Origin of the sequence: Klebsiella sp. CTHL.F3a, assembly GCF_019890895.1 — a bacterium.
Classification (GTDB): Bacteria; Pseudomonadota; Gammaproteobacteria; order Enterobacterales; family Enterobacteriaceae; genus Klebsiella; species Klebsiella grimontii.
Window position 1 is genome coordinate 3,845,568 of sequence record NZ_CP082360.1, and the last position, 24,002, is coordinate 3,869,569.

General features: G+C 54.1%; 20 protein-coding genes. 5 read left to right on the plus strand and 15 right to left on the minus strand.

Annotated features, from left to right (window positions below):
• Nucleotides 1-2 precede the first annotated feature (2 nt).
• On the plus strand, nucleotides 3-782 hold the full coding sequence (gene elyC, locus K7H21_RS18065; RefSeq protein WP_049113078.1) for an envelope biogenesis factor ElyC: 780 nt from the start codon (nucleotides 3-5) through the stop codon (nucleotides 780-782).
• Here the strand turns inward: elyC and K7H21_RS18070 are convergent.
• The 14 genes from K7H21_RS18070 to K7H21_RS18135 all read right to left on the minus strand — a co-directional run bounded on the left by K7H21_RS18070 (nucleotide 759) and on the right by K7H21_RS18135 (nucleotide 16,632).
• Nucleotides 759-1,652: a YcbJ family phosphotransferase gene (locus K7H21_RS18070; protein WP_004130954.1), complete on the minus strand. Its 894-nt coding sequence runs from the start codon at nucleotides 1,650-1,652 to the stop codon at nucleotides 759-761. The two genes, elyC and K7H21_RS18070, sit on opposite strands and share 24 nt — an antisense overlap.
• A gap of 142 nt (nucleotides 1,653-1,794) precedes the next feature.
• Nucleotides 1,795-2,541, minus strand: coding sequence for a 3-deoxy-manno-octulosonate cytidylyltransferase (gene kdsB, locus K7H21_RS18075; protein ID WP_004130953.1), 747 nt, complete (start codon nucleotides 2,539-2,541; stop codon nucleotides 1,795-1,797).
• Nucleotides 2,538-2,720, minus strand: a complete 183-nt coding sequence (gene ycaR / locus K7H21_RS18080) for a protein YcaR (protein ID WP_004130952.1) — start codon at nucleotides 2,718-2,720, stop codon at nucleotides 2,538-2,540. Before ycaR ends, kdsB begins: the two co-directional genes overlap by 4 nt.
• 52 nt (nucleotides 2,721-2,772) lie before the next feature.
• Complete coding sequence (locus K7H21_RS18085) at nucleotides 2,773-4,002, minus strand: winged helix-turn-helix domain-containing protein (RefSeq protein ID WP_223035267.1); 1,230 nt, start codon at nucleotides 4,000-4,002, stop codon at nucleotides 2,773-2,775.
• Between the two features lie 46 nt (nucleotides 4,003-4,048).
• Nucleotides 4,049-5,029: a tetraacyldisaccharide 4'-kinase gene (gene lpxK, locus K7H21_RS18090; RefSeq protein WP_223035268.1), complete on the minus strand. Its 981-nt coding sequence runs from the start codon at nucleotides 5,027-5,029 to the stop codon at nucleotides 4,049-4,051.
• Nucleotides 5,026-6,774 carry a lipid A ABC transporter ATP-binding protein/permease MsbA gene (msbA, locus tag K7H21_RS18095; protein WP_004130949.1) on the minus strand — a complete coding sequence of 583 codons (1,749 nt, stop codon included), beginning with the start codon at nucleotides 6,772-6,774 and terminating at the stop codon, nucleotides 5,026-5,028. Before msbA ends, lpxK begins: the two co-directional genes overlap by 4 nt.
• 45 nt (nucleotides 6,775-6,819) lie before the next feature.
• Nucleotides 6,820-9,075 (minus strand): ComEC family protein, encoded by a 2,256-nt coding sequence (locus K7H21_RS18100; RefSeq protein ID WP_223035269.1) that lies wholly within the window; start codon nucleotides 9,073-9,075, stop codon nucleotides 6,820-6,822.
• A 215-nt stretch (nucleotides 9,076-9,290) separates the two neighbouring features.
• Nucleotides 9,291-9,578: an integration host factor subunit beta gene (ihfB, locus tag K7H21_RS18105; protein ID WP_004100704.1), complete on the minus strand. Its 288-nt coding sequence runs from the start codon at nucleotides 9,576-9,578 to the stop codon at nucleotides 9,291-9,293.
• Nucleotides 9,579-9,728: 150 nt separating this feature from the next.
• Nucleotides 9,729-11,402, minus strand: a complete 1,674-nt coding sequence (gene rpsA / locus K7H21_RS18110; RefSeq protein WP_004100702.1) for a 30S ribosomal protein S1 — start codon at nucleotides 11,400-11,402, stop codon at nucleotides 9,729-9,731.
• 137 nt (nucleotides 11,403-11,539) lie between these two features.
• Nucleotides 11,540-12,223 (minus strand): (d)CMP kinase, encoded by a 684-nt coding sequence (gene cmk, locus K7H21_RS18115; protein ID WP_004130946.1) that lies wholly within the window; start codon nucleotides 12,221-12,223, stop codon nucleotides 11,540-11,542.
• Between the two features lie 171 nt (nucleotides 12,224-12,394).
• On the minus strand, nucleotides 12,395-13,162 hold the full coding sequence (gene loiP / locus K7H21_RS18120; RefSeq protein ID WP_004130944.1) for a metalloprotease LoiP: 768 nt from the start codon (nucleotides 13,160-13,162) through the stop codon (nucleotides 12,395-12,397).
• 146 nt (nucleotides 13,163-13,308) lie between these two features.
• The gene (aroA, locus tag K7H21_RS18125; RefSeq protein WP_004130942.1) at nucleotides 13,309-14,592 is read right to left on the minus strand and encodes a 3-phosphoshikimate 1-carboxyvinyltransferase; all 1,284 of its coding nucleotides are present in this window, start codon (nucleotides 14,590-14,592) and stop codon (nucleotides 13,309-13,311) included.
• Between the two features lie 72 nt (nucleotides 14,593-14,664).
• The gene (gene serC / locus K7H21_RS18130) at nucleotides 14,665-15,753 is read right to left on the minus strand and encodes a 3-phosphoserine/phosphohydroxythreonine transaminase (RefSeq protein ID WP_004130941.1); all 1,089 of its coding nucleotides are present in this window, start codon (nucleotides 15,751-15,753) and stop codon (nucleotides 14,665-14,667) included.
• 186 nt (nucleotides 15,754-15,939) lie between these two features.
• Nucleotides 15,940-16,632 carry a DUF421 domain-containing protein gene (locus K7H21_RS18135; protein ID WP_004130939.1) on the minus strand — a complete coding sequence of 231 codons (693 nt, stop codon included), beginning with the start codon at nucleotides 16,630-16,632 and terminating at the stop codon, nucleotides 15,940-15,942.
• 114 nt (nucleotides 16,633-16,746) lie between these two features.
• Here K7H21_RS18135 and ycaO point away from each other — a divergent pair, with 114 nt between their 5' ends.
• From ycaO to pflA, 4 genes are all read left to right on the plus strand, one after another.
• Nucleotides 16,747-18,507, plus strand: a complete 1,761-nt coding sequence (gene ycaO / locus K7H21_RS18140) for a 30S ribosomal protein S12 methylthiotransferase accessory factor YcaO (RefSeq protein WP_049113072.1) — start codon at nucleotides 16,747-16,749, stop codon at nucleotides 18,505-18,507.
• 386 nt (nucleotides 18,508-18,893) lie between these two features.
• On the plus strand, nucleotides 18,894-19,751 hold the full coding sequence (gene focA, locus K7H21_RS18145) for a formate transporter FocA (RefSeq protein ID WP_004849465.1): 858 nt from the start codon (nucleotides 18,894-18,896) through the stop codon (nucleotides 19,749-19,751).
• Between the two features lie 51 nt (nucleotides 19,752-19,802).
• The gene (gene pflB / locus K7H21_RS18150; RefSeq protein WP_004130933.1) at nucleotides 19,803-22,085 is read left to right on the plus strand and encodes a formate C-acetyltransferase; all 2,283 of its coding nucleotides are present in this window, start codon (nucleotides 19,803-19,805) and stop codon (nucleotides 22,083-22,085) included.
• A gap of 203 nt (nucleotides 22,086-22,288) precedes the next feature.
• Entirely contained in the window at nucleotides 22,289-23,029 is a 741-nt protein-coding gene (gene pflA / locus K7H21_RS18155; RefSeq protein WP_004871674.1) for a pyruvate formate lyase 1-activating protein, read from the plus strand.
• A 54-nt stretch (nucleotides 23,030-23,083) separates the two neighbouring features.
• On the opposite strand, the gene K7H21_RS18160 is transcribed toward pflA, so the two are convergent.
• Complete coding sequence (locus K7H21_RS18160; protein WP_004130930.1) at nucleotides 23,084-23,941, minus strand: MurR/RpiR family transcriptional regulator; 858 nt, start codon at nucleotides 23,939-23,941, stop codon at nucleotides 23,084-23,086.
• Nucleotides 23,942-24,002: the final 61 nt, after the last annotated feature.

Here is a 24,002-nt window from a genome sequence, read left to right on the forward strand (position 1 = left end):
GCATGCTTTTTACGCTGAAAAAGGTTTTAGGCGGTATGCTGCTGCCGCTTCCCCTGCTGCTGTTGCTGATTGCACTCGGGATTGCGCTTCTGTGGTTTAGCCGTTTCCAGCGCACCGGCAAGCTCTGCGTCAGCCTCGGCTGGCTACTGTTACTGCTGTTGAGCCTGCAACCCGTAGCCGATAGCCTGCTAAAGCCGATTGAAGATAAATACCCGACGTGGAGAGATGAAAAGCGTGTGCAGTATGTCGTCGTGCTTGGCGGCGGCTACACCTGGAACCCGAGCTGGGCCCCCAGCTCAAATCTCATCAACAACAGTCTGCCACGGCTGACGGAAGGAATCCGCCTGTGGTATGAAAACCCGGGCTCGAAACTCATTTTTACCGGCGCCGCGGCAAAAACGAATCCGGTCAGCACGGCGGAAGCCGGGGCCAGAGTTGCCGAGAGCCTGGGGATACCGCGCAGCGAAATCATCGTTCTGGATAAACCCAAAGATACCGAAGAAGAAGCCGCCGTGGTGAAGGAGGCGATAGGCGATGCGCCGTTCCTGCTGGTTACCTCCGCTTCGCATCTGCCACGGGCGATGATTTTCTTTCGCCGCGCCGGGCTAACCCCCCTGCCCGCACCGGCTAACCAGCTGGCGATTGAGTCACCGCTCAACCCATGGGAACGGGCAATCCCTTCGCCCGTTTGGCTCATGCATAGCGATCGGGTGGGTTACGAAGCGTTAGGCCGTATCTGGCAATGGCTGAAAGGATCCTCAGGCGATCCAGGGCAGGATTGATTTTGCCGCCAGATCAAACCGGGTGCGGTCAAAGCGCCCGGTATTCACCAGATTATCCACTTCGTCCCACAGCAGATACAGCCAGCGCCGCCAGAGAAACGCTTCCGCCACCGGCGCCCGCCGGAGATAGTGCCACAGCAGCTCCTCTTCCTGACCGCTATCGGCCAGACGGAATAGCTCATATTCCCGCGGTGCCCAGAGCATCATGCCCGGCCCTACCATCGCCAGCAGCTGATCGCTGCGCGGATCTTTAAGCATGCTGCGCAGCGTGAAGCTACCGTGTACCAGCACGCAGTTATCATTGAAATCTTTAAACAAATCCATAAGGCATTCGCGGGTGCGGAACAGAATGCGTTTATCCTGCATCGTCAGGCCGGTATCTTGATAAAGATTCAGCGTGCTCCATAGCACCTCCACACGCTGGCGATACCAGTACGGCCAGAGGTTTTCCTGAGTACTATCGACCATCCCGACGCAGCCGCCGCTGTCCTGGCGGTGCCAGGCCAGCAGCGCTTCAACGATCTGCTCCTGCAGCTGCTCCCAGCGCTCTGGCGTACGTGCGGGGGCTTCAACCGAGACGCCGCGCAGCCGTTCGATCAGCAGAACATCGGGGCCGGGATGCTCTTCATGCGTCATTACGCCGTAGACAACCGGCATACGCACGGTGCCGCTTCGCGCGAGGGTCGATATTTTCCACGCCAGCTGCCGCGCTATCCCCGGCGTCGTAAAGCTGCGCGCCAGCAGCGGCATTGGGTTTCCCTGTGCATCATATAGCGACCACAGCGCCGACGAGGGTTTCTCGCTGACGCACTCCACGCGGCTTAGTTTTTCACCCAGCAGGTGGCTCAGCTCGGTACGCAACTGTTCCATTTCTGATTACCCCTATGAAAACTACCGGTTTCATAATGAGCGCCCGCGCAGGGGTTGTCATCGGGTGAGATCAAAATTGACGTAAAAAAGTATGGAATAACGGCCTGGGGATATCCCCTCCTCGCGGAGGGGATGGGGGGGATTAACGCAGCTCCGCGCGAACGCGCTCCAGATCTTCCGGTGTATCGACACCTGTACCGGGAACCACTTTCGCCACCGCGACATGGATTTTTTCGCCGTACCACAGCACGCGCAGCTGCTCGAGCATCTCTATTTGCTCCAGCGGGCTCGGCGTCCAGCTCACATAGCGGCGGATAAATCCGGCGCGATAGCCATAAATACCGATATGACGCAGCAGCGAATCACCGATAGTCTCGCGGGATTTGGCGAAACGGTCGCGATCCCACGGAATGGTGGCGCGTGAGAAGTAGAGCGCATAACCCTCAGCATCCATCACGACCTTCACCGCATTCGGATTAAACGCTTCTTCCGCATCGTGGATTGGCACCGCTAAGGTCGCCATACCGCTCGTACTTGCCGCCAGATTTTCGGCTACCTGACGCACGATAGCTGGCGGGATCATCGGCTCGTCGCCCTGAATGTTAACGATGATGGTATCATCGCTGAAGGCGCATTTTTCGACCACCTCGGCAAGGCGTTCGGTACCGGACTGATGATCTTCACGCGTCATGCAGACTTCGCCACCGGCGGCTTCCACCGCGCGTGCCACGTCTGGATGGTCGGTAGCAACGATAATCCGCTCGGCCCCGGATTCGCGAGCGCGTTCCAGAACATGGACAATCATCGGCTTGCCGTTGATATCCTGGAGCGGTTTCCCTGGCAGGCGGGTAGAAGCAAAGCGCGCGGGGATGATAACCACGAAACTCATGACTGGCTCTCTTCTACAGGAAGCGGGCGGGCTTCGGTTTCCAGCAGTACGGGAATGCCTTCACGCAGCGGAAAAGCCAGGCGATCAAGTTTGCAGATCAGTTCTTGCTTATCCTGGCTGTAATACAGCTTACCGTTACAAACCGGACAGGCGATAATTTCAAGTAAACGGTGATCCATGATTCCTCCAGATGGACCGAATAGATTCTTCAGCAGCATACCACACGTGGGCTCAGGCGGCGTCAATTTCCCAACCCTGTTGCAGGCCGGCAAAAAGCGCCGGAGGTAGCCGTCCGCAGGACACTCGCGTGGCGTCCTGCCAGAGGGCAAAATCATCGATTGCACGTTTAAGCCCTTTCTCCAGCCCGGACGTCACCTTTACCCCCTCCTCCAGCCACAGGGCGATAATTTCCAGAACGCCGGTTTTGCGGTGCATTTTGCTATCCATTCTGCCAACCAGTCTTCCCTGGTGCAGCAGCGGTAATACGAAATAGCCATACTGCCGTTTCGGCGCGGGGGTATAGCACTCCAGCCGATAGGTAAAGCTAAACAGCTGTTCAGCTCGTTTGCGATCCCATACAACCGGATCGAAAGGCGAAAGCACGGCGCTGTGACTTGCGGCGAGCCTACCGGCGGGAGAGGACTCCAGCAGCGTCAGGGCATCACGGTGGAGCCACATTTCGCCCAGCGTCTCAACGTTAACCGGCACCACCAGCTCCTCGTCCTGCCAACTCGCCAGCAGCAGCGGTAGCGAGGGCTGACGCAGACGATAATAATCCGCCAGCCACTGCGCACGAAAAATCCCCAGGCTACGAGCGCTATTGCGTAACATAATGGCTTCGGCCTGCTCCTGAGATAGCCCGTCTCGCGCATCGTCCCAGTTAGGCATGACCCGATTCGTCAAATCGTAAACGCGCTGAAAATTACGCCGCTCGATAACCATCACTTCACCGGCGGTGAATAAGCCTTCGAGATGGCGCTTATGCGGCTTCCACTCCCACCATCCGCTGGCGCCTTTGCGAGGATGCTCGAAGTCGGCCGAGCGAACCGGGCCATTTTCGGCAATATGGGCCAGCAACTCCTGAATGCCCTCGGCGTGCTCGGTCATCCATGCCTGGTGATATTTCCAGCCCATTTTATCGGGCGTCAGCATGCGGTGACGCACCAGCGAAAAGTCGCTGCGCGGTAAAAAGCAGGCTTCGTGCGCCCAATACTCCATCAGCTCACCGGCGCGGAGCGCCTCGTCCAGCCAGCGCTGCGGATAGTGGCCGAGGCGGCTGAACAGCACCAGATAAGGACTGCGCGCAACAACGTTGATGGTATCGATTTGCAGCAGGGACATCTGCTTAATGGTCTGCAGAATATCCCCGGGCTTTGCGCGGCGACGGGGCTTTTTTAGCAGCCCTTGTGCGGCAAGGTGGAGATGGCGGGCTTCTTTGAGCGAGAGGGACAATACCGGCATGCAGCTTCTCCGTTAAGGGTTCCGGCGCAAGCGGTGATGGTCAAAGTCAGCGTTGCGCCAGCGTAATTAAATCAGTGAGCAACCGCTGCGCGCGTTCATCAGTCATTATCGCGTCGACCGGGAGATACCACCAGTTTGCCTGAGCAAACTCGCGGCACTTCACCGCATCTTTTTCGGTCATCAGCAGGTTTTGCTGCAGCGTCGCCAGAGCGGCAACTGCGCTCGGCGCCAATGCCTGATGATCGGCTAAGGCGACGGTTTTTACCGGCCTGACGCCGCAGCTTTCAAGAGTGGCGAAGAAGCGCGGCGGGTGGCCGATTCCGGCCATCGCCACCACGTTACCCAATGCCGGCGCATCCCGGCGTTCACCGGTCAGCAGATTTACCGCCTGCCCGGGGCGAAGCTGCATCGGGATCTCTCCCTGACGGGCGAGACCGCCGTTAACGATAACCGCATCCACGCTGCGTAACCGCGAAGCGCGCTCTCGCATGGGGCCGGCAGGCAGCCACCAGCCATTGCCAAAACGGCGCACGCCGTCAATCACCACAATTTCTTTGTCGCGTGCCAGCTTATAGTGCTGTAGGCCATCATCAGTGACGATAAGCTGAAGATCGTGAGCGGCGAGCAGGGCCTGTACCGCATCGCTGCGTACCGGCGAGACGGCAACCGGCGCGCCGGTACGCTGGTAAATCAGTACCGGCTCATCCCCCGCTTCCCCGGTGCGGGTATTCGGATTAAGCAGCAGCGGATAGCTCGCCGCTTTACCGCCGTAGCCGCGAGAAACGACGCCAACGCGAATACCGTGCTGCTGGAGCTGTTCCACCAGCCAGACGACAACCGGCGTTTTACCATTGCCGCCTGCGGTCAGGTTACCCACCACCACGACCGGCACCGGCGCTCGCCAGGCTTTTCGCCAGCCCAGTTTATAGCTAAGCCGTATCAACCCGCTCACCAGGCCATAGAGCCAGGAGAGCGGAAGCAGCAGCCGCCATAATGGCGACTCGCCGGACCAGATGCGAGCAATCATGCGCCGAACTGCATCTTATGCAGCTGAGCGTAGACGCCCTTGTGCTCAAGCAGATCGGTATGACTACCGCGTTCAACGATCTGGCCATCTTCCACCACCACGATCTCATCAGCCTGCTCAATCGTCGACAGACGATGGGCAATAACCAGCGAGGTGCGGTTTTTCTGCAGTTCGTCCAGCGCGGCCTGAATCGCGCGTTCGGATTCGGTATCCAGCGCCGATGTGGCTTCGTCGAGGATCAGGATCGGGCTGTTACGCAGTAGGGCGCGAGCGATTGCGATACGCTGACGCTGGCCGCCGGAAAGCATCACGCCGTTTTCACCGATAATCGTATCCAGGCCATTGTCCATTTTGTTGATAAAGTCCATGGCATAAGCCATACGAGCGGCTTCTTCTATCTGCTCGCGGCTGTACTCTTCGGTACGCGCATAGGCGATGTTATTCGCTACGGTATCGTTAAAGAGATGAACATTTTGCGACACCAGCGCAACCTGATCGCGCAGGGAGCTCAGGGTGTATTCACGCAGATCGTGGCCGTCCAGCAAGATCTGCCCATCATCGACATCGTAGAAACGCGTAATCAGGCTGGCGATGGTCGATTTACCCGAACCCGAGCGCCCTACCAGCGCCACGGTTTTCCCTTCAGGAATATTCAGGTCAATATTGCGCAGCGCGGCGACTTCACGTCCCGGGTATCTGAAGGTGACGTTTTTAAATTCGAGGTTGCCCTTCGCACGTTCGATAATCCGCGTGCCTTCATCTTTCTCCTGCTCGGAGTCAAGGATAGCGAAAAGCGTCTGACAAGCGGCCATCCCGCGCTGGAACTGCGCGTTGACGTTAGTCAGCGACTTCAGCGGGCGCATCAGCGCGATCATCGAGGAGAAAACAACGGTGATAGTCCCGGCCGTCAGCGTCTCCATCACGCTCGGGAAGCTGGCAGCATAGAGCACGAAAGCCAGGGCCAGAGAGGCGATCAGCTGAATAATCGGGTCAGAAATTGACGACGCGGAGACCATTTTCATCCCCTGCAGGCGCATTTTATTGCTGACTTTATCAAAACGTTTGGTTTCGACGGCCTGACCGCCAAACATCAGCACTTCTTTATGCCCTTTCAGCATCTGCTCTGCGCTAGTCGTCACCTGGCCCATGGTGTTCTGCATATTTTTGCTGATATTACGAAAACGCTTCGATACCACGCGAATAGCAATAGACACAATCGGCGCCAGCACGATCAGAATGACCGACAGTTGCCAGCTGTAGTAGAACATCATGACGAACAGACCAATAATCGATGCGCCTTCACGCACAACGGTAATCAGCGCGCTGGAGGAAGAAGACGCGACCTGCTCAGAATCATAGGTAATACGCGATAAAAGCGTTCCGGTGGACTGTTTGTCAAAAAAGGCAACCGGCATCCCCATCATATGGCTGAATAAACGACGGCGCATCGTCATCACGACTTTGCCGGATACCCAGGAAATACAGTAGCTTGAAACGTAGCTGGTAATGCCGCGCAGAATCATTAACCCGATCACCACCAACGGCATCCATATCAGCACGGAGCGATCCGTTTTACCAAAACCATCATCCAATAACGGTTTAAGAAGCGATAGCATGAAGGTATCACTAGCCGCGTTAAGCACTAACGCTACCGCTGCAACGATTAGCCCGGGTTTAAACGGCGCTATAATCGGCCAGAGTCGGCGGAAGGTCTGCCACGTGGAAAGATCTTTATCGTTCTGCATTCAATAAACCAGCTTGTGTTGAAATAGCCGCATATTCTACCCGTTCTACGCCTTCCCGCCAAACCACTGATGATACCAACGAGGTAAAACTTGATCCCTTAAGCCATAGATTTGCCAGCCGTCCGGGGAAAAAACAACCGTAATTTGCCCCTGATGCGGCGTATCGAACCATTGATAACTCTGATTTCGGTAGCGCTGAATCACTTTCGTTGATGGCATACGCCAGGCGTTATAGCGGGAAGCGGAAGCAAGCGCCGCCTTGCCGCCAACGCTCCGCAGCAGGGCTATCCCTGACGAGGTATTACTGCCGTGGTGCGGAACCTGGATAAGTGTAGACGCAAGATGCTGCCAGTAGTGGCTAATCATCGCCAGCTCCGCCGGCGTTTCAATATCCCCGGTCAGCAGAATACTGTACTTCCCGTCATCAATTCGCACCACGCAAGAGCGATTGTTTCCCGTTTTTGTCGCGCCGGGCAGCGGCCAGAGCGCGCGGAAGGTTAAGCCTCGCCACTGCCAGGTTTCCCCGCGCCGGCACGCTAAATGACCAGCCCAGCCCAACGGACTTCGCACCTCTGTCTGCGGCCATGCTTTTAACACTGAGTTGAGCCCACCGCGGTGATCGAGATGCTCGTGGCTGAGAACGATCCCCTCCAACTGCAAATGATGCCAGCGTAACCAAGGGATAATAATCTGCTGGCCGCTGTCGCCATTAGGCCAGGCAAGCCCGGTGTCATAAAGAAACGCTGCGCCCTGACGTTCGATGACCACCGCCAGCCCCTGCCCTACGTCCAGCATAGTGGCTCGCCATTCGTCAACTGAGGCGCTTCGCCAGAACGGCCTGCTCAGCAGCACGAGGCAGGTTAAGCAAAATGCGGGCGCCGTCCGCCAGGCATGAAATCGCCAGACGATCAACGCCAGCCACGGCACTATGCTTATCCCAAGCCAGCGAGCGTCGAGCCCCAGCCAGCCGGGCGGCAGCTGGCGTAATAACCAGAATAAGGCAGCCAGGATCCTGTCCGCTGATTGCCAGACCGCCATCTCAATGATAGACGGCGCGCAGAGGTGTAAAAACATGGCAGCCAGGATCAACGGGACGACGACAAAGGTCACCAGAGGCACGGCGATAAAGTTGGCGACCACCGACGTTAAGCTTATACCGTGAAACAGAGCAATCTGTAGAGGAGCGAGCAGGAACATCAATCCGATCTGCAGGTGGCATAACGCCAGGCTTTGACGCAGTAGCCAGTTCTTTTTGCCGCCCGGCATCGGCGCCAGTTGATACAAAAAAATAAGCGCCGCTACGGCGAACGCGGAGAGCCAGAGGCTTTCGGATAACATCGCCAGCGGATCGGCAAACAGTATTGCGCCAATGCAGCAGACCCATAGCTGCCATGGCGACCAGCGTTTTCCGGATAGCCTTAGCGCGCAGCCCGCAGCCAGCGCAACGCAGGTGCGCAGCGCGGGCGGCTGCATGCCGGTCAGCCCGGCGTAAAATATCGCGCTCGCCAGGCCAACGAGCAGCGGCGCTCGCCAGCCAAGCCAGCGGCACGGGAGAAAGAATTGCGCGCCCCTGAGCAGCAACCAGCCCAGAGAAGCCCCCAGCGCGATATGTAAGCCAGAAATCGCCATCAGGTGCGATATGCCGGTTTCCTGCATCAGGGATTTTATCTCGCGCGGTATCGCCAGACGCTCCCCCATGCCTAACCCTAGCATCACCGATTGCCATGGCAACGCGGCCAGGGTGTGATTCAGCGAAGCCAGATAACGCGCTCGCAAACTGCAGTTCCGCTCCCGGATTTCAGCCGTGATAAAGCGCCCGGTTAACGGACGATGCTGCGATAATGCGTAGCGTTGGCTATCAAACCCACCATCATTAAGCTGACCGTGGACCGGACGCGCCCGCAGCGTCATGGCCCAAACCTGGCCTGCGCAGGGCGTTTCTGGCAGATAGTTGCCGTAGAGGCTAATCCCCGGAGCAGGAAACAGCCGCCGCCCATCCAAACGAATAATTTTGCCCTGATGCGTTGTCTGCCCGTCCGTTGCTGTCAGCTCAACTTCAACCCGCAGATTTCTGTCCGTTAACCTCTCTGTCGGCCATAGCGTCTGGCGGGCGCTGAGCACTCCCCAGACAAAAAACAGCGTTATCAATGCCGCGTATTGCGCAGGTCTGCATCGACATTGCGCAATGAGTAGAGCCAGGACCATTAACCCCCAGGTGACCCACCGCCCTGGCAGAATGGGCAACCAGAGCAGCGGCAGGATTGCGATAATCACGCAGCCCGCAAGTTGTGGTAAACGCATGAGCACCTCCCTGTCAGAGGGAGTGTTACGCTAAACAGGAAGGCTGTCTCTGAGGACGGCGAGAAACTGCATCGCGCTATCCAGAGAATTTACTTTTCTGGTGCAAAAGGACCTGCGTTTTGCGAGGTAGCTTCAAAGAGAGATTTAAAGGCATAAAAAAAGCACCCGAAGGTGCTTTTTTAACGTTTAAGTAGGTTGTCGCCAATCGGCGAAACTTACTCTTCGTAAATATTGGCGCGGTCACGTAATTCTTTGCCCGGCTTAAAGTGGGGAACGTATTTACCTTCCAGTTCCACTTTATCGCCAGTCTTTGGGTTACGCCCGGTGCGAGGTGCTCGATAATGCAGAGAGAAGCTGCCGAAACCGCGGATTTCAATACGCTCGCCTTGAGCAAGCGTTGAGGCCATATGCTCCAGCATTTCTTTAACAGCATCTTCCACTGCTTTCGCAGGAATGTGAGATTGCTGGCTGGCAAGTCTTTCTATCAATTCTGACTTGGTCATTATTCCTCCGGTTTCCTTCAAGGCAAAATTAGCTAACAGCTTAAACAAGGGCGGCCGTAGCCGCCCTTTGTGCTTGATTACAGGACGAATCCCGCAATCTGTCAAGTAAACTCGTCATAATTCAGGTTGTTGTAACCCGAAAGACTGAGATTACTCGCCTTTAGCTGCTTTGAAAGCTTCAGCCATTGCGTTGTTAGAGAAGTTTGCATCTTCCTGTTTGTTAACAGTTGCGATTGCATCTTTCTCATCAGCTTCGTCTTTCGCACGAACAGACAGGCTGATTGCGCGGTTTTTACGATCAACGCCGGTGAATTTAGCTTCAACGTCGTCGCCAACGCTCAGAACCAGAGTTGCATCTTCAACGCGGTCACGGGAAGCTTCAGAAGCGCGCAGGTAACCTTCAACGCCGTCAGCCAGCTCTACGGTTGCGCCTTTAGCGTCAACTGCAGTAACTTTACCGTTTACGATTGCGCCTTTCTTGTTCAGTGCAACCCAGTTGTTGAACGGATCTTCTGCGAGCTGTTTAACGCCCAGAGAGATACGCTCACGCTCTGCGTCAACCTGCAGAACAACTGCTGCGATTTCGTCGCCTTTTTTGTATTCACGAACTGCTTCTTCGCCTGCAACGTTCCAGGAGATGTCAGACAGGTGAACCAGGCCATCGATGCCGCCGTCCAGGCCGATGAAGATACCGAAGTCAGTGATAGACTTGATTTTACCTTCAACACGGTCGCCCTTGTTGTGGGTTTCCGCGAACTGCTGCCATGGGTTGTTTTTGCACTGCTTCAGGCCCAGAGAGATACGACGACGTTCTTCGTCGATATCCAGAACCATAACTTCCACTACATCGCCAACGTTAACAACTTTGGACGGGTGGATGTTTTTGTTGGTCCAGTCCATTTCGGAAACGTGAACCAGGCCTTCAACGCCTTCTTCGATTTCAACGAAGCAGCCGTAGTCGGTCAGGTTGGTCACGCGACCGGTCAGCTTGGTACCTTCCGGATAACGTTTAGCGATAGCTACCCACGGATCTTCGCCCAGCTGTTTCAGGCCCAGAGATACACGAGTACGTTCGCGGTCGAACTTCAGCACTTTAACAGTGATTTCATCGCCAACGTTTACGATTTCGCTCGGATGCTTAACGCGTTTCCATGCCATATCGGTAATGTGCAGCAGGCCGTCAACGCCGCCCAGATCAACGAATGCACCGTAGTCAGTGAGGTTCTTAACGATACCTTTAACTTCCATGCCTTCCTGCAGGTTTTCCAGCAGCTGATCGCGCTCTGCGCTGTTTTCGGATTCGATAACGGCACGACGAGAAACAACAACGTTGTTACGTTTCTGGTCCAGCTTGATGACTTTGAATTCAAGCTCTTTGCCTTCCAGGTGCAGCGTATCGCGCACCGGACGAACGTCTACCAGGGAGCCCGGCAGGAACGCACGAATACCATTCAGCTCAACAGTGAAGCCACCTTTAACTTTGCCGTTGATAATACCGACTACAGTTTCAGCGTCTTCGTAAGCTTTTTCCAGCGTGATCCAAGCTTCGTGACGTTTAGCTTTCTCACGGGACAGCAGGGTTTCACCGAAGCCGTCTTCTACTGCATCCAGAGCAACGTCAACTTCGTCACCAACCTGGATTTCCAGCTCGCCCTGGGCGTTTTTGAACTGCTCTGCCGGAATGGCAGACTCAGATTTCAGACCGGCGTCAACCAGTACTACGTCTTTGTCGATAGCAACAACAACACCACGAACGATGGAACCCGGACGGGTTTCGATTGTTTTTAAGGATTCTTCAAATAGTTGAGCAAAAGATTCAGTCATGTTTAATCTTCAGGTTTCATATTTAACGTCCACCTGGCTCCATGCCGGATGGGGTTGTTTAACATACCCGCTAACACTCCATTGCTGCGGGGGTACTGCTATAATTCGGAGGCTGTTGTGCTTTATCGATAAGACGATTAAGCGGAAGCCAGTTTTTCGCGCGCATAGTGTAGCGCTTTTTCAATCACTTGCTCAATGTTTAGTTCTGTTGAATCAAGAACTAAAGCATCGACAGCCGGGATCAGGGGCGCGACTGTACGATTGCGGTCGCGATCGTCGCGCTCTTTTATCTCGGATAAAAGGCGATCAAAGTTAACACTAAAGCCCTTCTCCTGCAACTGGAGCATGCGGCGATGAGCACGTTCCTCCGCGGAGGCGTCAAGGAAAATTTTCACTGGCGCATCAGGGAATACGACAGTTCCCATATCGCGCCCGTCGGCGATCAGGCCAGGCAATTCGCGGAAGGCCCGCTGACGACGCAGCAACGCTTCACGCACGCGCGGAAAGGCAGCCACTTTAGATGCCGTGTTGGCAACATCCTGCGTGCGAATTTCAGCGCTGACGTCCTCTCCCTCCAGCACCACTTCCAGGCTGCCGTCAGTGGAGACAAAACGAACATCCAGGTGCGCAGCCAGCGGCACCAGCGCCTCTTCGGATTCCACATCAACATGGTGATGCAGCGCAGCGAGAGCAAGCACGCGATAAATCGCCCCAGAATCGAGCAGATGCCAGCCCAGCGTTTCTGCCATTGCCTTGCATAACGTGCCTTTGCCCGCACCGCCAGGCCCATCAATGGTGATTACCGGAACTGTTGCCGTCATCTTTTTCTCCTTCAGCAAGGCGCATAAATATATAAACGCCGCGCATTATACGCATCTCTACGACGGAAAGTGAGTATTGCTTTTAAATTACGGATAAGTGGAAATCTAATGCGGAAGAATTGTGCAATTATAGCGGGCTGATGGAGTATCAGCCCGGAAGATAACGCAGTTTTACTTTTTATCTTCAGCGATACGGTCACGGATATGCTGCGCGCGTTCAGCTGAAGGCGGGTGTGAATCGAACAGAGATTTACTGTGGCCGGCGTCAAGGCTGGCCAGTTTGTCGAAGCTTCCCACCAGCCCCTGAGTGCTGATGTTGCGCTTTTTCAGCAGATCGTAGGAGAAATCATCAGCATCCGACTCTTGAGAGCGGGAGAAGGCAGAGTTAACCATCCCCTCAGCGATATCGCCCAGCTGCGATTTAGACAAGCTTGCAGCCGCTTCGCTGGTAGATGAAATTGCATCGCGCGCGGCAATAGTCGCATACGCGGTTTGCATCGCTTTGCGCGAATGTCCCAGCGCTACGTGGCCCAGCTCATGGCCCAGAACCGCTTCAACTTCATTATCGGTCATCATGTCCATCAGGCCGCTATAGACGCGAACGCAGCCGTTGGCCATTGCCCAGGCGTTGACGTCTGATGTCATGTAAACCTTATAGTTTACCGGGGTTCCATTGATATTATTTCCTAACGCTTTGGCAATTTTATTCAGGCGTTTGGTGTACTTACTTGAAGCGCCGGCCTTTTTATTTTCGCTATCCATTTGCTTACAGGCATCGTCGGAAAGCGTTTTGACTTCAGCGTCAGAAAGCGTTGCCGCTTTATAGGCCGTCATCCCTGAACTTACGAGGGCGTTGGCGTCCATCCCCTGCATATTTTTACAACCTGCCAACAACGTGGCGGAAACCGCTAAAGCCAGCATTAATTTTGTATTTTTCATATCAATCATCCATTGATTACCATAATAAATGCTTATAAATCCTGCATTTACAAGCAGCCAAGGCTAGCATTTAGATTCCCGCCCGACAAGCAGGCATAAAAAACGCCGACACGATGGTCGGCGTTTTTACCTTAAACGCGCGTTACTCAGGCCAGCGTACTGATTCGCGCCAGCTGCTCGAAGTAGTCCGGAAACGTTTTCGCCGTACACTTCGGGTCAAGGATGGTGACTGGCGTATCGGAAAGCGCCACTAGCGAGAAGCACATTGCCATACGATGGTCGTTATAGGTGCCGATCTCAGCAAACTGAAGCTTCGCAGGTGGAGTAATGCGGATGTAATCCTCCCCCTCTTCAACCTCTGCTCCCACTTTACGTAGCTCCGTGGCCATAGCAAACAGACGGTCAGTCTCTTTGACACGCCAGTTATAGATGTTGCGTAGAGTCGTGGTGCCTTTTGCAAACAGGGCTGCCGTGGCGATCGTCATCGCCGCATCCGGAATATGGTTCATATCCATATCGATGGCGTTCAGTTCACCATGAGTGCAGGCAATGTAGTCATCGCCCCAGGTGACGGTTGCGCCCATTTTTTCCAGCACATCGGCAAAACGGATATCGCCCTGTACGCTGTTACGGCCAATACCGGTGACCTTCACCGTACCGCCTTTGATCGCGCCAGCGGCGAGGAAGTAGGATGCCGAGGAGGCATCGCCTTCAACCAGGTAGTCGCCCGGCGAGCGGTAGTGTTGATTGCCACGCACGATAAAGCGCTGGTAAGACTGGTTTTCAACCTCAACGCCAAAGGTTTTCATCAGATGCAGCGTGATATCGATATAGGGTTTGGAAACCAGATCGCCTTTAATCGCGATGACGGTATCCTGAGGCGCCAGTGGGGCGGTCATCAGGAGCGCGGTCAGAAACTGGCTGGATACGCTGCCGTCCACTTCAACCTGGCCGCCGCTGAAACCGCCACGCAGACGCAGCGGCGGGTAGTTTTCCTGCTCCAGGTAATCAATCTGCGCCCCGCCCTGACGCAGCGCGTCAACCAGGTGGCCAATCGGCCGCTCTTTCATTCGCGGCTCGCCGGTCAGCACAATATCGTTACGGCCTAAACATAACGCAGCCGCCAGCGGACGCATCGCCGTTCCGGCATTACCGAGGAACAGTTCTAATGCTTCAGCCGCCTGCAGAGGGCCACCGTTGCCGATGACTTCACAGCGGGTACGATCGGAAGACAGGGTATAATGAACTCCCAGTGCGCTCAGGGCATTCAGCATGTGGCGTACATCGTCGCTATCCAGCAGGTTGGTCAGCACCGTAGTGCCACGGGCCAAAGCCGCCAGCAGCAAGGCACGATTAGAGACACTCTTGGACCCGGGCAGGTTAATCGTGCCATCTACGCGTGCGATGGGTTGTAACGTCAGGGATTCCATTAAACTCAACTCTCAAACAAACAGAATAAAAACCCCGCAGAGCGGCTGCGGGGATGAAAAACACGACAGCGATCAACCGTGACGGCGTTCGAAGTCCTGCATAAAGTCGGTCAGCGCCTTCACGCCCGCCAACGGCATAGCGTTATAGATGGAAGCACGCATGCCGCCCACGACGCGGTGGCCCTTCAGCGCATGCAGACCGGCGGCAAATGACTCTTCGAGGAACAGTTTATCAAGCGCGCTGTCCGCCAGTTGGAACGGCACGTTCATGCGCGAGCGGTTCGCCGCAGCGACATCGTTGCGATAGAAACCGCTGTTATCGATGGTGCTGTAGAGCAGGTCGGCTTTCTGCTGGTTGATTTTATCCATAACGGCAACCCCGCCCTGCTCTTTCAGCCACTTAAACACCAGACCTGACAGGTACCAGGCAAATGTCGGCGGCGTGTTAAACATGGAGTCATTGGCGGAGAGAATGGAGTAATCCAGAATCGATGGACAGGCTACACTGGCTTTACCGAGCAGATCTTCGCGCACAATAATCAGCGTCAGTCCTGCAGGACCGATGTTTTTCTGCGCGCCCGCGTAGATCACGCCATAGCGGCTAACGTCAATTTCACGAGATAAAATCGTCGATGACAAATCCGCCGTGACGACCACATCGTCGCCAAAGTTTGGCGCTTCTTCAATGGCAATACCGTCAATGGTTTCGTTCGGGCAGTAGTGCAGGTAGGCAGCGCCCGGGGTCAGTTGCCACTCGCTCATCGGCTTAACCGCGCGCAGGCCGTCAACGGTGATTTTGGCGTCGATCACGTTCGGCGTGCAGTATTTATGCGCTTCTTTTACCGCGCTGGCCGCCCAGTAGCCGGCATCGACGTAGTCGGCAACGGTTTTATCGCCAAGCAGGTTCAGCGGGATACCAGCAAACTGTCCGCGACCGCCGCCGTGGCAGAATAAAACTTTATAATTGGAAGGAATATTGAGCAGGGAGCGAAAATCCTGTTCCGCTTCTTCAGCCACCTTAATGAACTCTTTACCACGGTGGCTGATTTCCATCACCGACGTCCCCAAACCGTTCCAGTCGCACAGTTCCTTTTGTGCCAGTTTGAGTACTTCCGCCGGCAGCATTGCCGGGCCTGAACTGAAGTTATAGACCTGAGCCATTTCCCCTCACCACTTGCTATGTTATTTACCCGCGAACCGTCGCGGGCATAAGTTATTCCTGTGGCTATCGGTTTTATCATTCAGTGACACACACCGCAATGGCTAAAACTGAGCGTCAGGGAAATGCGGTCTCGCTCACACAAAAGAATCTGCCAGCTTGACGTCATAAAACCGACATAATTGCTGTCAGGTGACTCTTTTTGCCCGGCTGACCTTCGACCATTCTGCATTTGCGCAGCGAGGGCATAATTGTTTATCCCCGGCTCGTAGCGTAAGGATTGCGCTGCAGCGGACGCAGGCATACTCGTCGTCCCGGGGTATAGTGGTAAAACGCTCGGTAAAGCGAGAAGGAAGAATGGAGAGTCCGGCTTTAACATCATCATCCTCATAGAAATAGAGGCTGATCTGGCCGTTGGTTTCCAGAATAGCCAGCCGCACCTGCCCCAGTTGCTCAACCCCGCTGGTTCTTAGTTCCATAAAAAATTCAAATTCGGTCATGTTTTCCGCCTGCAGTTTCTCCCAGGCCAGCTCGCCGTTTTCCACAACAATAATCGGCTTACCTTCAAGCAGATCCTCCAGTTTTTCGCTATGCCCCATCAGCCACATAATCAATCGATACAACAGCGCCAGCGTGATAAAAACCGCCAGTACCGGCAGCATAGGGACGTCATCGTAAAATGCGACGTCGCCCGCGGCCGAACCGAGAGTCAAAATGATGAGGACTTCGAACAGAGACATCTGACGAACGCCCCGCCGCCCGGTTATCTTGAGAAAAATAAATACCAGTACGAAGGTGTAGAGGCTCCGTAATGCCACCTCGGCCAAAAATTCCACGGGCACTTTATCCAGTGCCATACGATGCCAGTCAAATGTCTTCATGATTAACGCCTGAACAGTTATTGAGTGACATAAGCATAGCCAGACGATGGAGATAGCACCCGTCATCTAAAACCCGTATCATTGCGCGCTTTACGTACGATAAAAGTGACTGCCATGACTCAAACATTTATACCCGGCAAAGATGCCGCCCTGGAAGATTCCATCGCTCGCTTCCAGCAGAAGTTGCTCGACCTCGGATTTGATATTGAAGAGGCCTCATGGCTCAACCCGGTACCGCACGTCTGGTCAGTGCATATCCGCGATAAAGAGTGCGCCCTGTGCTTCACCAACGGTAAAGGCGCCACCAAAAAAGCCGCGCTGGCCTCCGCGCTCGGTGAGTACTTTGAGCGCCTCTCAACTAACTATTTCTTTGCCGATTTCTGGCTGGGCGAGACCATCGCGAACGGCCCTTTCGTCCATTACCCTAATGAAAAATGGTTCCCGTTAACCGACGATGATGAAGTGCCGGAAGGCCTGCTGGATGCTCGCCTGCGCGCGTTCTATGATCCTGATGAGCAGTTAACCGCCAGTATGCTGGTCGATCTACAGTCTGGTAATGACGAGCGCGGCGTCTGCGGCCTGCCGTTCACCCGTCAGTCTGATGGTGAAACGGTCTATATTCCGATGAATATTGTCGGCAACCTGTACGTTTCTAACGGGATGTCCGCGGGCAACACCCGCAACGAAGCCCGCGTTCAGGGGCTTTCGGAAGTGTTTGAACGCCATATTAAGAACCGCATTATCGCCGAGAGCATCAGCCTGCCGGAGATCCCTGCGGAAGTGATGGCGCGCTATCCGGGCGTAGTAGAATCGATCAATAAGCTGGAGGCCGAAGGCTTCCCGATTTTCGCTTATGACGGTTCGCTCGGCGGCAAATATCCGGTTATCTGCGTCGTGCTTTTTAACCCGGCTAACGGCACCTGTTTCGCCTCTTTCGGCGCGCATCCCGATTTCGGCGTGGCGCTGGAGCGTACCGTTACCGAACTACTACAGGGCCGCAGCCTGAAAGATCTCGACGTCTTCACGCCGCCAACCTTCGATGATGAAGAAGTCGCCGAACATGCGAACCTTGAAACGCACTTTATCGACTCCAGCGGCCTGATCTCCTGGGATATGTTTAAACAGGATGCCGACTATCCGTTCGTGGACTGGAACTTCTCCGGGACCACGGATGAAGAGTTCGCCACTCTTATGGCTATCTTTAGACAAGAAGATAAAGAAGTTTACATCGCTGATTACGAACACCTGAGCGTCTACGCCTGCCGCATCATTGTACCGGGCATGTCTGATATCTATCCGGCAGAAGACCTCTGGCTGGCGAATAACAGCATGGGCGCGCCTCTGCGGGAAACGATTCTTTCCCTGCCGGAAAGCGAGTGGGAAAAAGAGGATTATTTAGCGCTTATCGAACAAATGGACGATGAAGGCCTCGATGATTTCACCCGCGTGCGCGAACTGTTGGGTCTGGCGACCGGTAAAGACAACGGCTGGTATACCCTGCGCATTGGCGAGCTGAAAGCAATGCTGGCGCTGGCGGGCGGCGATCTCGAGCAGGCGTTGATCTGGACCGAGTGGACGATGGAGTTCAACGCCTCCATCTTTAGCGCCGAGCGCGCCAATTACTACCGCTGCCTGCAAACCCTGCTGCTGCTGAGCCAGGAAGAGGAGCGTCAGCCGCTGCAGTATCTGAACGCTTTTGTACGCATGTACGGCGCCGATGCCGTCGAAGCCGCCAGCGCCGCGCTGAGCGGAGAAGCGCCGTTCTATGGCCTGCAGGCAGTGGACAGCGATCTGCTTGCGTTCCCGGCTCATCAGTCGCTGCTGAAAGCTTACGAAAAGCTGCAGCGCGCAAAAGCAGCATTCTGGGGTAAATAAGCGCACTTTACCGCCGCAATAACCCTATGATGGGGGCCAGTAAAGGCCCCCGTTTTTTATGCTTTCCGCAACCCCAAAGCCAAGTTGTAGCCATAAAGTTAATTAGTAGTGAGAAATAATAAAATCCCACCGCAAATATTGTTAATTTTAATAAAAATACCCCATTTTAATTAACCGAAAAACGGGGGCAAAATGAAAATAATCAACATTATCTGTAAATTTTAAAATTTATTTTTCCATTAAAAAACAAAAAGTTAACTCAATAAATATGCAAATCCACACACTAAAAAGGCCTATAGTTCCGGTAGGATATGATCTACATCAAATTCCCTTCTATAATGCTTTGTTAGTATCTCACCGCCAACTTACATAAAGAGAGAGTTAGTGTGAAAGCTGACAACCCTTTTGATCTTTTACTCCCTGCTGCCATGGCGAAAGTCGCCGAAGAAGCAGGTGTCTATAAAGCGACAAAACATCCGATAAAGACGTTTTATCTGGCTATCACCGCAGGTGTCTTCATCTCTATCGCTTTTGTTTTCTATATTACCGCGACAACCGGCACGGCCGGGATGCCATTCGGGGTTGCCAAACTGATTGGAGGCATCTGCTTCTCACTGGGTTTGATTCTCTGCGTTATTTGCGGTGCCGACCTGTTTACCTCAACCGTTCTTATCGTTGTCGCGAAAGCCAGCGGAAGAATCACGTGGGGTCAACTGGCGAAAAACTGGCTCAACGTCTATGTTGGTAACCTGATTGGTTGCTTACTGTTTGTATTGCTGATGTGGCTTTCAGGCGAATATATGACTGCCAACGGTCAATGGGGACTTAACGTTCTGCAAACCGCCGACCACAAAATGCACCATACTTTTGTTGAAGCCGTGTGCCTGGGTATCCTGGCAAACCTGATGGTCTGCCTTGCGGTATGGATGAGCTACTCCGGCCGTAGCCTGATGGATAAAGCCATGATTATGGTTTTACCGGTGGCAATGTTTGTTGCCAGCGGGTTTGAGCACAGTATCGCGAACATGTTTATGATCCCGCTGGGTATCGTTATCCGCGACTTTGCAAGCCCGGAATTCTGGACCGCAGTTGGTTCAACTCCGGAAAGTTTCTCTCACCTGACCGTCATGAACTTCATCACTGATAACCTGATTCCGGTAACTATCGGGAACATCATCGGCGGTGGTCTGCTGGTTGGGTTGACATACTGGGTCATTTACCTGCGTGGCGACGACCATCACTAAGGGTTGTTTCAGGCAGTAAATAAAAAATCCACTTAAGAAGGTAGGTGTTACATGTCCGAGCTTAATGAAAAGTTAGCCACAGCCTGGGAAGGTTTTGCGAAAGGTGACTGGCAGAACGAAGTCAACGTCCGCGACTTCATCCAGAAAAACTATACCCCGTACGAAGGTGACGAGTCCTTCCTGGCTGGCGCAACTGACGCGACCACCAAGCTGTGGGACACCGTAATGGAAGGCGTTAAACAGGAAAACCGCACTCACGCGCCTGTTGATTTTGATACTTCCCTTGCATCCACCATCACTTCTCATGACGCTGGCTACATCGAGAAAGGTCTCGAGAAAATCGTTGGTCTGCAGACTGAAGCTCCGCTGAAACGCGCGATTATCCCGTTCGGCGGCATCAAAATGGTAGAAGGTTCCTGCAAAGCGTACGATCGCGAGCTGGACCCGATGCTGAAGAAAATCTTCACTGAATACCGTAAAACTCACAACCAGGGCGTGTTTGACGTTTACACCAAAGACATCCTGAACTGCCGTAAATCTGGTGTTCTGACCGGTCTGCCGGATGCCTATGGCCGTGGTCGTATCATCGGTGACTACCGTCGCGTTGCGCTGTACGGTATCGACTTCCTGATGAAAGACAAATACGCTCAGTTCGTTTCTCTGCAAGAGAAACTGGAAAATGGCGAAGATCTGGAAGCAACCATCCGTCTGCGCGAAGAAATCTCTGAACAGCACCGCGCGCTGGGTCAGATCAAAGAAATGGCGGCTAAATATGGCTGCGATATCTCTGGTCCTGCTACCACCGCTCAGGAAGCTATCCAGTGGACCTACTTCGGTTACCTGGCTGCCGTAAAATCTCAGAACGGCGCGGCAATGTCCTTCGGTCGTACCTCCAGCTTCCTGGACATCTTCATCGAACGTGACCTGAAAGCCGGTAAAATCACCGAGCAAGACGCACAGGAAATGATTGACCACCTGGTCATGAAACTGCGTATGGTTCGTTTCCTGCGTACCCCTGAATACGATGAACTGTTCTCTGGCGACCCGATCTGGGCAACAGAATCTATCGGCGGTATGGGCGTTGACGGCCGTACTCTGGTCACCAAAAACAGCTTCCGTTTCCTGAACACCCTGTACACCATGGGGCCGTCTCCGGAGCCGAACATCACCATTCTGTGGTCTGAAAAACTGCCGCTGAGCTTCAAAAAATACGCCGCGAAAGTGTCCATCGATACCTCTTCTCTGCAGTACGAGAACGATGACCTGATGCGTCCTGACTTCAACAACGATGACTACGCTATCGCTTGCTGCGTAAGCCCGATGGTTGTTGGTAAGCAAATGCAGTTCTTCGGCGCGCGTGCTAACCTGGCGAAAACCATGCTGTACGCAATCAACGGCGGCGTTGATGAAAAACTGAAAATGCAGGTTGGTCCTAAATCTGAACCGATCAAAGGCGACGTTCTGAACTTCGACGAAGTGATGGACCGCATGGATCACTTCATGGACTGGCTGGCTAAACAGTACGTCACTGCGCTGAACATCATCCACTACATGCACGACAAGTACAGCTACGAAGCTTCCCTGATGGCGCTGCACGACCGTGATGTTATCCGCACCATGGCATGTGGTATCGCAGGTCTGTCCGTTGCGGCTGACTCCCTGTCTGCAATCAAATATGCGAAAGTTAAACCGATTCGTGACGAAAACGGTCTGGCTGTCGACTTCGAAATCGAAGGCGAATACCCGCAGTTTGGTAACAACGACTCTCGCGTCGATGATATGGCCGTTGACCTGGTTGAACGTTTCATGAAGAAAATTCAGAAACTGCACACCTACCGCAACGCTATCCCGACTCAGTCCGTTCTGACCATCACCTCTAACGTTGTGTATGGTAAGAAAACCGGTAACACCCCTGACGGCCGTCGCGCTGGCGCTCCGTTCGGACCAGGTGCTAACCCGATGCACGGCCGTGACCAGAAAGGCGCTGTTGCCTCTCTGACCTCCGTTGCAAAACTGCCGTTTGCTTACGCGAAAGATGGTATTTCTTACACCTTCTCTATCGTGCCGAACGCGCTGGGTAAAGACGACGAAGTTCGTAAAACTAACCTCGCCGGCCTGATGGATGGTTACTTCCACCACGAAGCGTCCATCGAAGGCGGTCAGCATCTGAACGTCAACGTTATGAACCGCGAAATGCTGCTCGACGCGATGGAAAACCCGGAAAAATATCCGCAGCTGACCATCCGCGTATCCGGCTACGCAGTACGTTTTAACTCCCTGACTAAAGAACAGCAGCAGGACGTTATTACTCGTACCTTCACTCAGACCATGTAATGGTATTGACTGAAATCGTACAGTAAAAAGCGTACAATAAAGGCTCCACGCAAGTGGGGCCTTTTTAGCAATATCATCCTGCCCCAGTCTCTTTTGTCTGCTGTCTATACTTTATGGATAACAGCCAAAACAGACTCGACATAGCCTTTGAGCTGTGCATCTACATAGGCCCCGGATGGGCCAAATTCGGAGATATCACCGCAATGTCAACAATTGGTCGCATTCACTCCTTTGAATCCTGTGGCACCGTCGATGGCCCGGGGATTCGCTTTATCACCTTCTTCCAGGGCTGCCTGATGCGCTGCCTCTATTGCCACAACCGCGATACCTGGGATACCCACGGCGGCAAAGAGATTACCGTTGAAGAGCTGATGAAAGAGGTGGTGACCTATCGCCACTTTATGAACGCTTCCGGCGGCGGCGTGACGGCATCCGGCGGCGAGGCTATCCTGCAGGCCGAATTTGTTCGCGACTGGTTCCGCGCCTGTAAGAAAGAAGGTATTCATACCTGTCTCGATACCAACGGCTTTGTGCGCCGCTACGATCCGGTTATTGATGAACTGCTGGAGGTCACCGACCTGGTGATGCTCGATCTCAAGCAAATGAATGATGAGATTCACCAGAACCTGGTCGGCGTCTCTAATCATCGCACGCTGGAGTTTGCCCGCTATCTGTCAAACAAAAACATCAACGTCTGGATCCGCTACGTTGTGGTTCCGGGCTGGTCCGACGACGACGATTCCGCACATCGCCTGGGCGAGTTTACCCGTGACATGGGCAACGTCGAGAAAATCGAACTGCTGCCGTACCACGAGCTGGGCAAGCACAAATGGGTAGCCATGGGCGAAGAGTACAAGCTGGACGGCGTCCATCCGCCGAAGAAAGAGACCATGGAACGCGTGAAGGGCATTCTGGAACAGTACGGTCATAAAGTGATGTACTAAAATCCCCGCCCGGTAGAGATTGCGCTACCGGGTGTTTCCCCAACAAAATCAGCGTCAGGACATAAAATATTCCGACAGCTTATTCGCCACGCTCTCAATCGAGAAAATGCGCTTCTGATGCGCTTTTCGGTATTCCGCATAGCGTTCATCCTGCTCTTCCAGCGCACTGAGGATCCGGTCGGCCACCATCATTGCGCCGGCGATTTCCGCAAACCCCGACTCCCCTTCCCCCTGTAAAGCCACCGCCGCCTGAAGATTCCAGTCAGATAAACGGGCCAGCGGCGCAAACGTCCCGCGGGTCAGCGACAAAATTTTAACGCCCTGCTGCTTTGCCAGCGACAGGGCCTGCATCATATCCGCCGATGCCTGTTCGCTGTGAACGACGATGATGCCGGTTTTTTGACTGTCAGCCAGCAGCGGCATCGCCGCCGGATAGGAGCGATCGATAAAGCTGGCCGCCTTACCCATATTGATTAAATTCATCTGCAGGAATAACGCCACCGGCACCGCCGTGCCCACGGCATAGATAGCAATGCTGTTCAGGGAGTTAAGCCAGTCAGCCGCGGCTTTCAGCTCCTGGCTATCGACAATAGCATTACTGTCGCGAATGCTCGCCAGCACCGGCGCAACCTCTTCGCTCTCGTTGCTAGCGCTGTCTTCCGAGCGCGCGGCGCCCTGCTCCATCGCCAGCGCCGTTCTGAAATCCGAGAAACCTTTAAAACCAAAGGCCCGACAAAAACGGGTGATGCTCCCCTCACTGGTATCAATGGAGTCGGCCAGTTCTGAAATCGTGTGACGCATCACAAAGTCAGGATTTTCCGTGATAAAACGGCCCACTTTCTCCAGTATCGGGCTTAGCCCTGAAGCTCCATTTCTTATGCTAATCAACAAGTTATTGTCTATATGGCTCATTTTTTGCCCTATTTGCTCAAAATGCAATCACAATCACATCTTTCGGCCTGCGGTAAAGATA

Excerpts from the sequence above, each read along its gene's own strand:
- K7H21_RS18135 (WP_004130939.1), bottom strand. The coding sequence starts at position 16,632 with ATGAAGACATTTGACTGGCATCGTATGGCACTGGATAAAGTGCCCGTG.
- pflB (WP_004130933.1), top strand. The coding sequence starts at position 19,803 with ATGTCCGAGCTTAATGAAAAGTTAGCCACAGCCTGGGAAGGTTTTGCG.
- loiP (WP_004130944.1), bottom strand. The coding sequence starts at position 13,162 with ATGAAAAATACAAAATTAATGCTGGCTTTAGCGGTTTCCGCCACGTTG.
- K7H21_RS18085 (WP_223035267.1), bottom strand. The coding sequence starts at position 4,002 with ATGCCGGTATTGTCCCTCTCGCTCAAAGAAGCCCGCCATCTCCACCTT.
- cmk (WP_004130946.1), bottom strand. The coding sequence starts at position 12,223 with ATGACGGCAACAGTTCCGGTAATCACCATTGATGGGCCTGGCGGTGCG.
- rpsA (WP_004100702.1), bottom strand. The coding sequence starts at position 11,402 with ATGACTGAATCTTTTGCTCAACTATTTGAAGAATCCTTAAAAACAATC.
- K7H21_RS18160 (WP_004130930.1), bottom strand. The coding sequence starts at position 23,941 with ATGAGCCATATAGACAATAACTTGTTGATTAGCATAAGAAATGGAGCT.
- ycaO (WP_049113072.1), top strand. The coding sequence starts at position 16,747 with ATGACTCAAACATTTATACCCGGCAAAGATGCCGCCCTGGAAGATTCC.
- pflA (WP_004871674.1), top strand. The coding sequence starts at position 22,289 with ATGTCAACAATTGGTCGCATTCACTCCTTTGAATCCTGTGGCACCGTC.
- kdsB (WP_004130953.1), bottom strand. The coding sequence starts at position 2,541 with ATGAGTTTCGTGGTTATCATCCCCGCGCGCTTTGCTTCTACCCGCCTG.
- K7H21_RS18070 (WP_004130954.1), bottom strand. The coding sequence starts at position 1,652 with ATGGAACAGTTGCGTACCGAGCTGAGCCACCTGCTGGGTGAAAAACTA.
- aroA (WP_004130942.1), bottom strand. The coding sequence starts at position 14,592 with ATGGAATCCCTGACGTTACAACCCATCGCACGCGTAGATGGCACGATT.
- msbA (WP_004130949.1), bottom strand. The coding sequence starts at position 6,774 with ATGCAGAACGATAAAGATCTTTCCACGTGGCAGACCTTCCGCCGACTC.
- ycaR (WP_004130952.1), bottom strand. The coding sequence starts at position 2,720 with ATGGATCACCGTTTACTTGAAATTATCGCCTGTCCGGTTTGTAACGGT.
- elyC (WP_049113078.1), top strand. The coding sequence starts at position 3 with ATGCTTTTTACGCTGAAAAAGGTTTTAGGCGGTATGCTGCTGCCGCTT.
- K7H21_RS18100 (WP_223035269.1), bottom strand. The coding sequence starts at position 9,075 with ATGCGTTTACCACAACTTGCGGGCTGCGTGATTATCGCAATCCTGCCG.
- lpxK (WP_223035268.1), bottom strand. The coding sequence starts at position 5,029 with ATGATTGCTCGCATCTGGTCCGGCGAGTCGCCATTATGGCGGCTGCTG.
- serC (WP_004130941.1), bottom strand. The coding sequence starts at position 15,753 with ATGGCTCAGGTCTATAACTTCAGTTCAGGCCCGGCAATGCTGCCGGCG.
- ihfB (WP_004100704.1), bottom strand. The coding sequence starts at position 9,578 with ATGACCAAGTCAGAATTGATAGAAAGACTTGCCAGCCAGCAATCTCAC.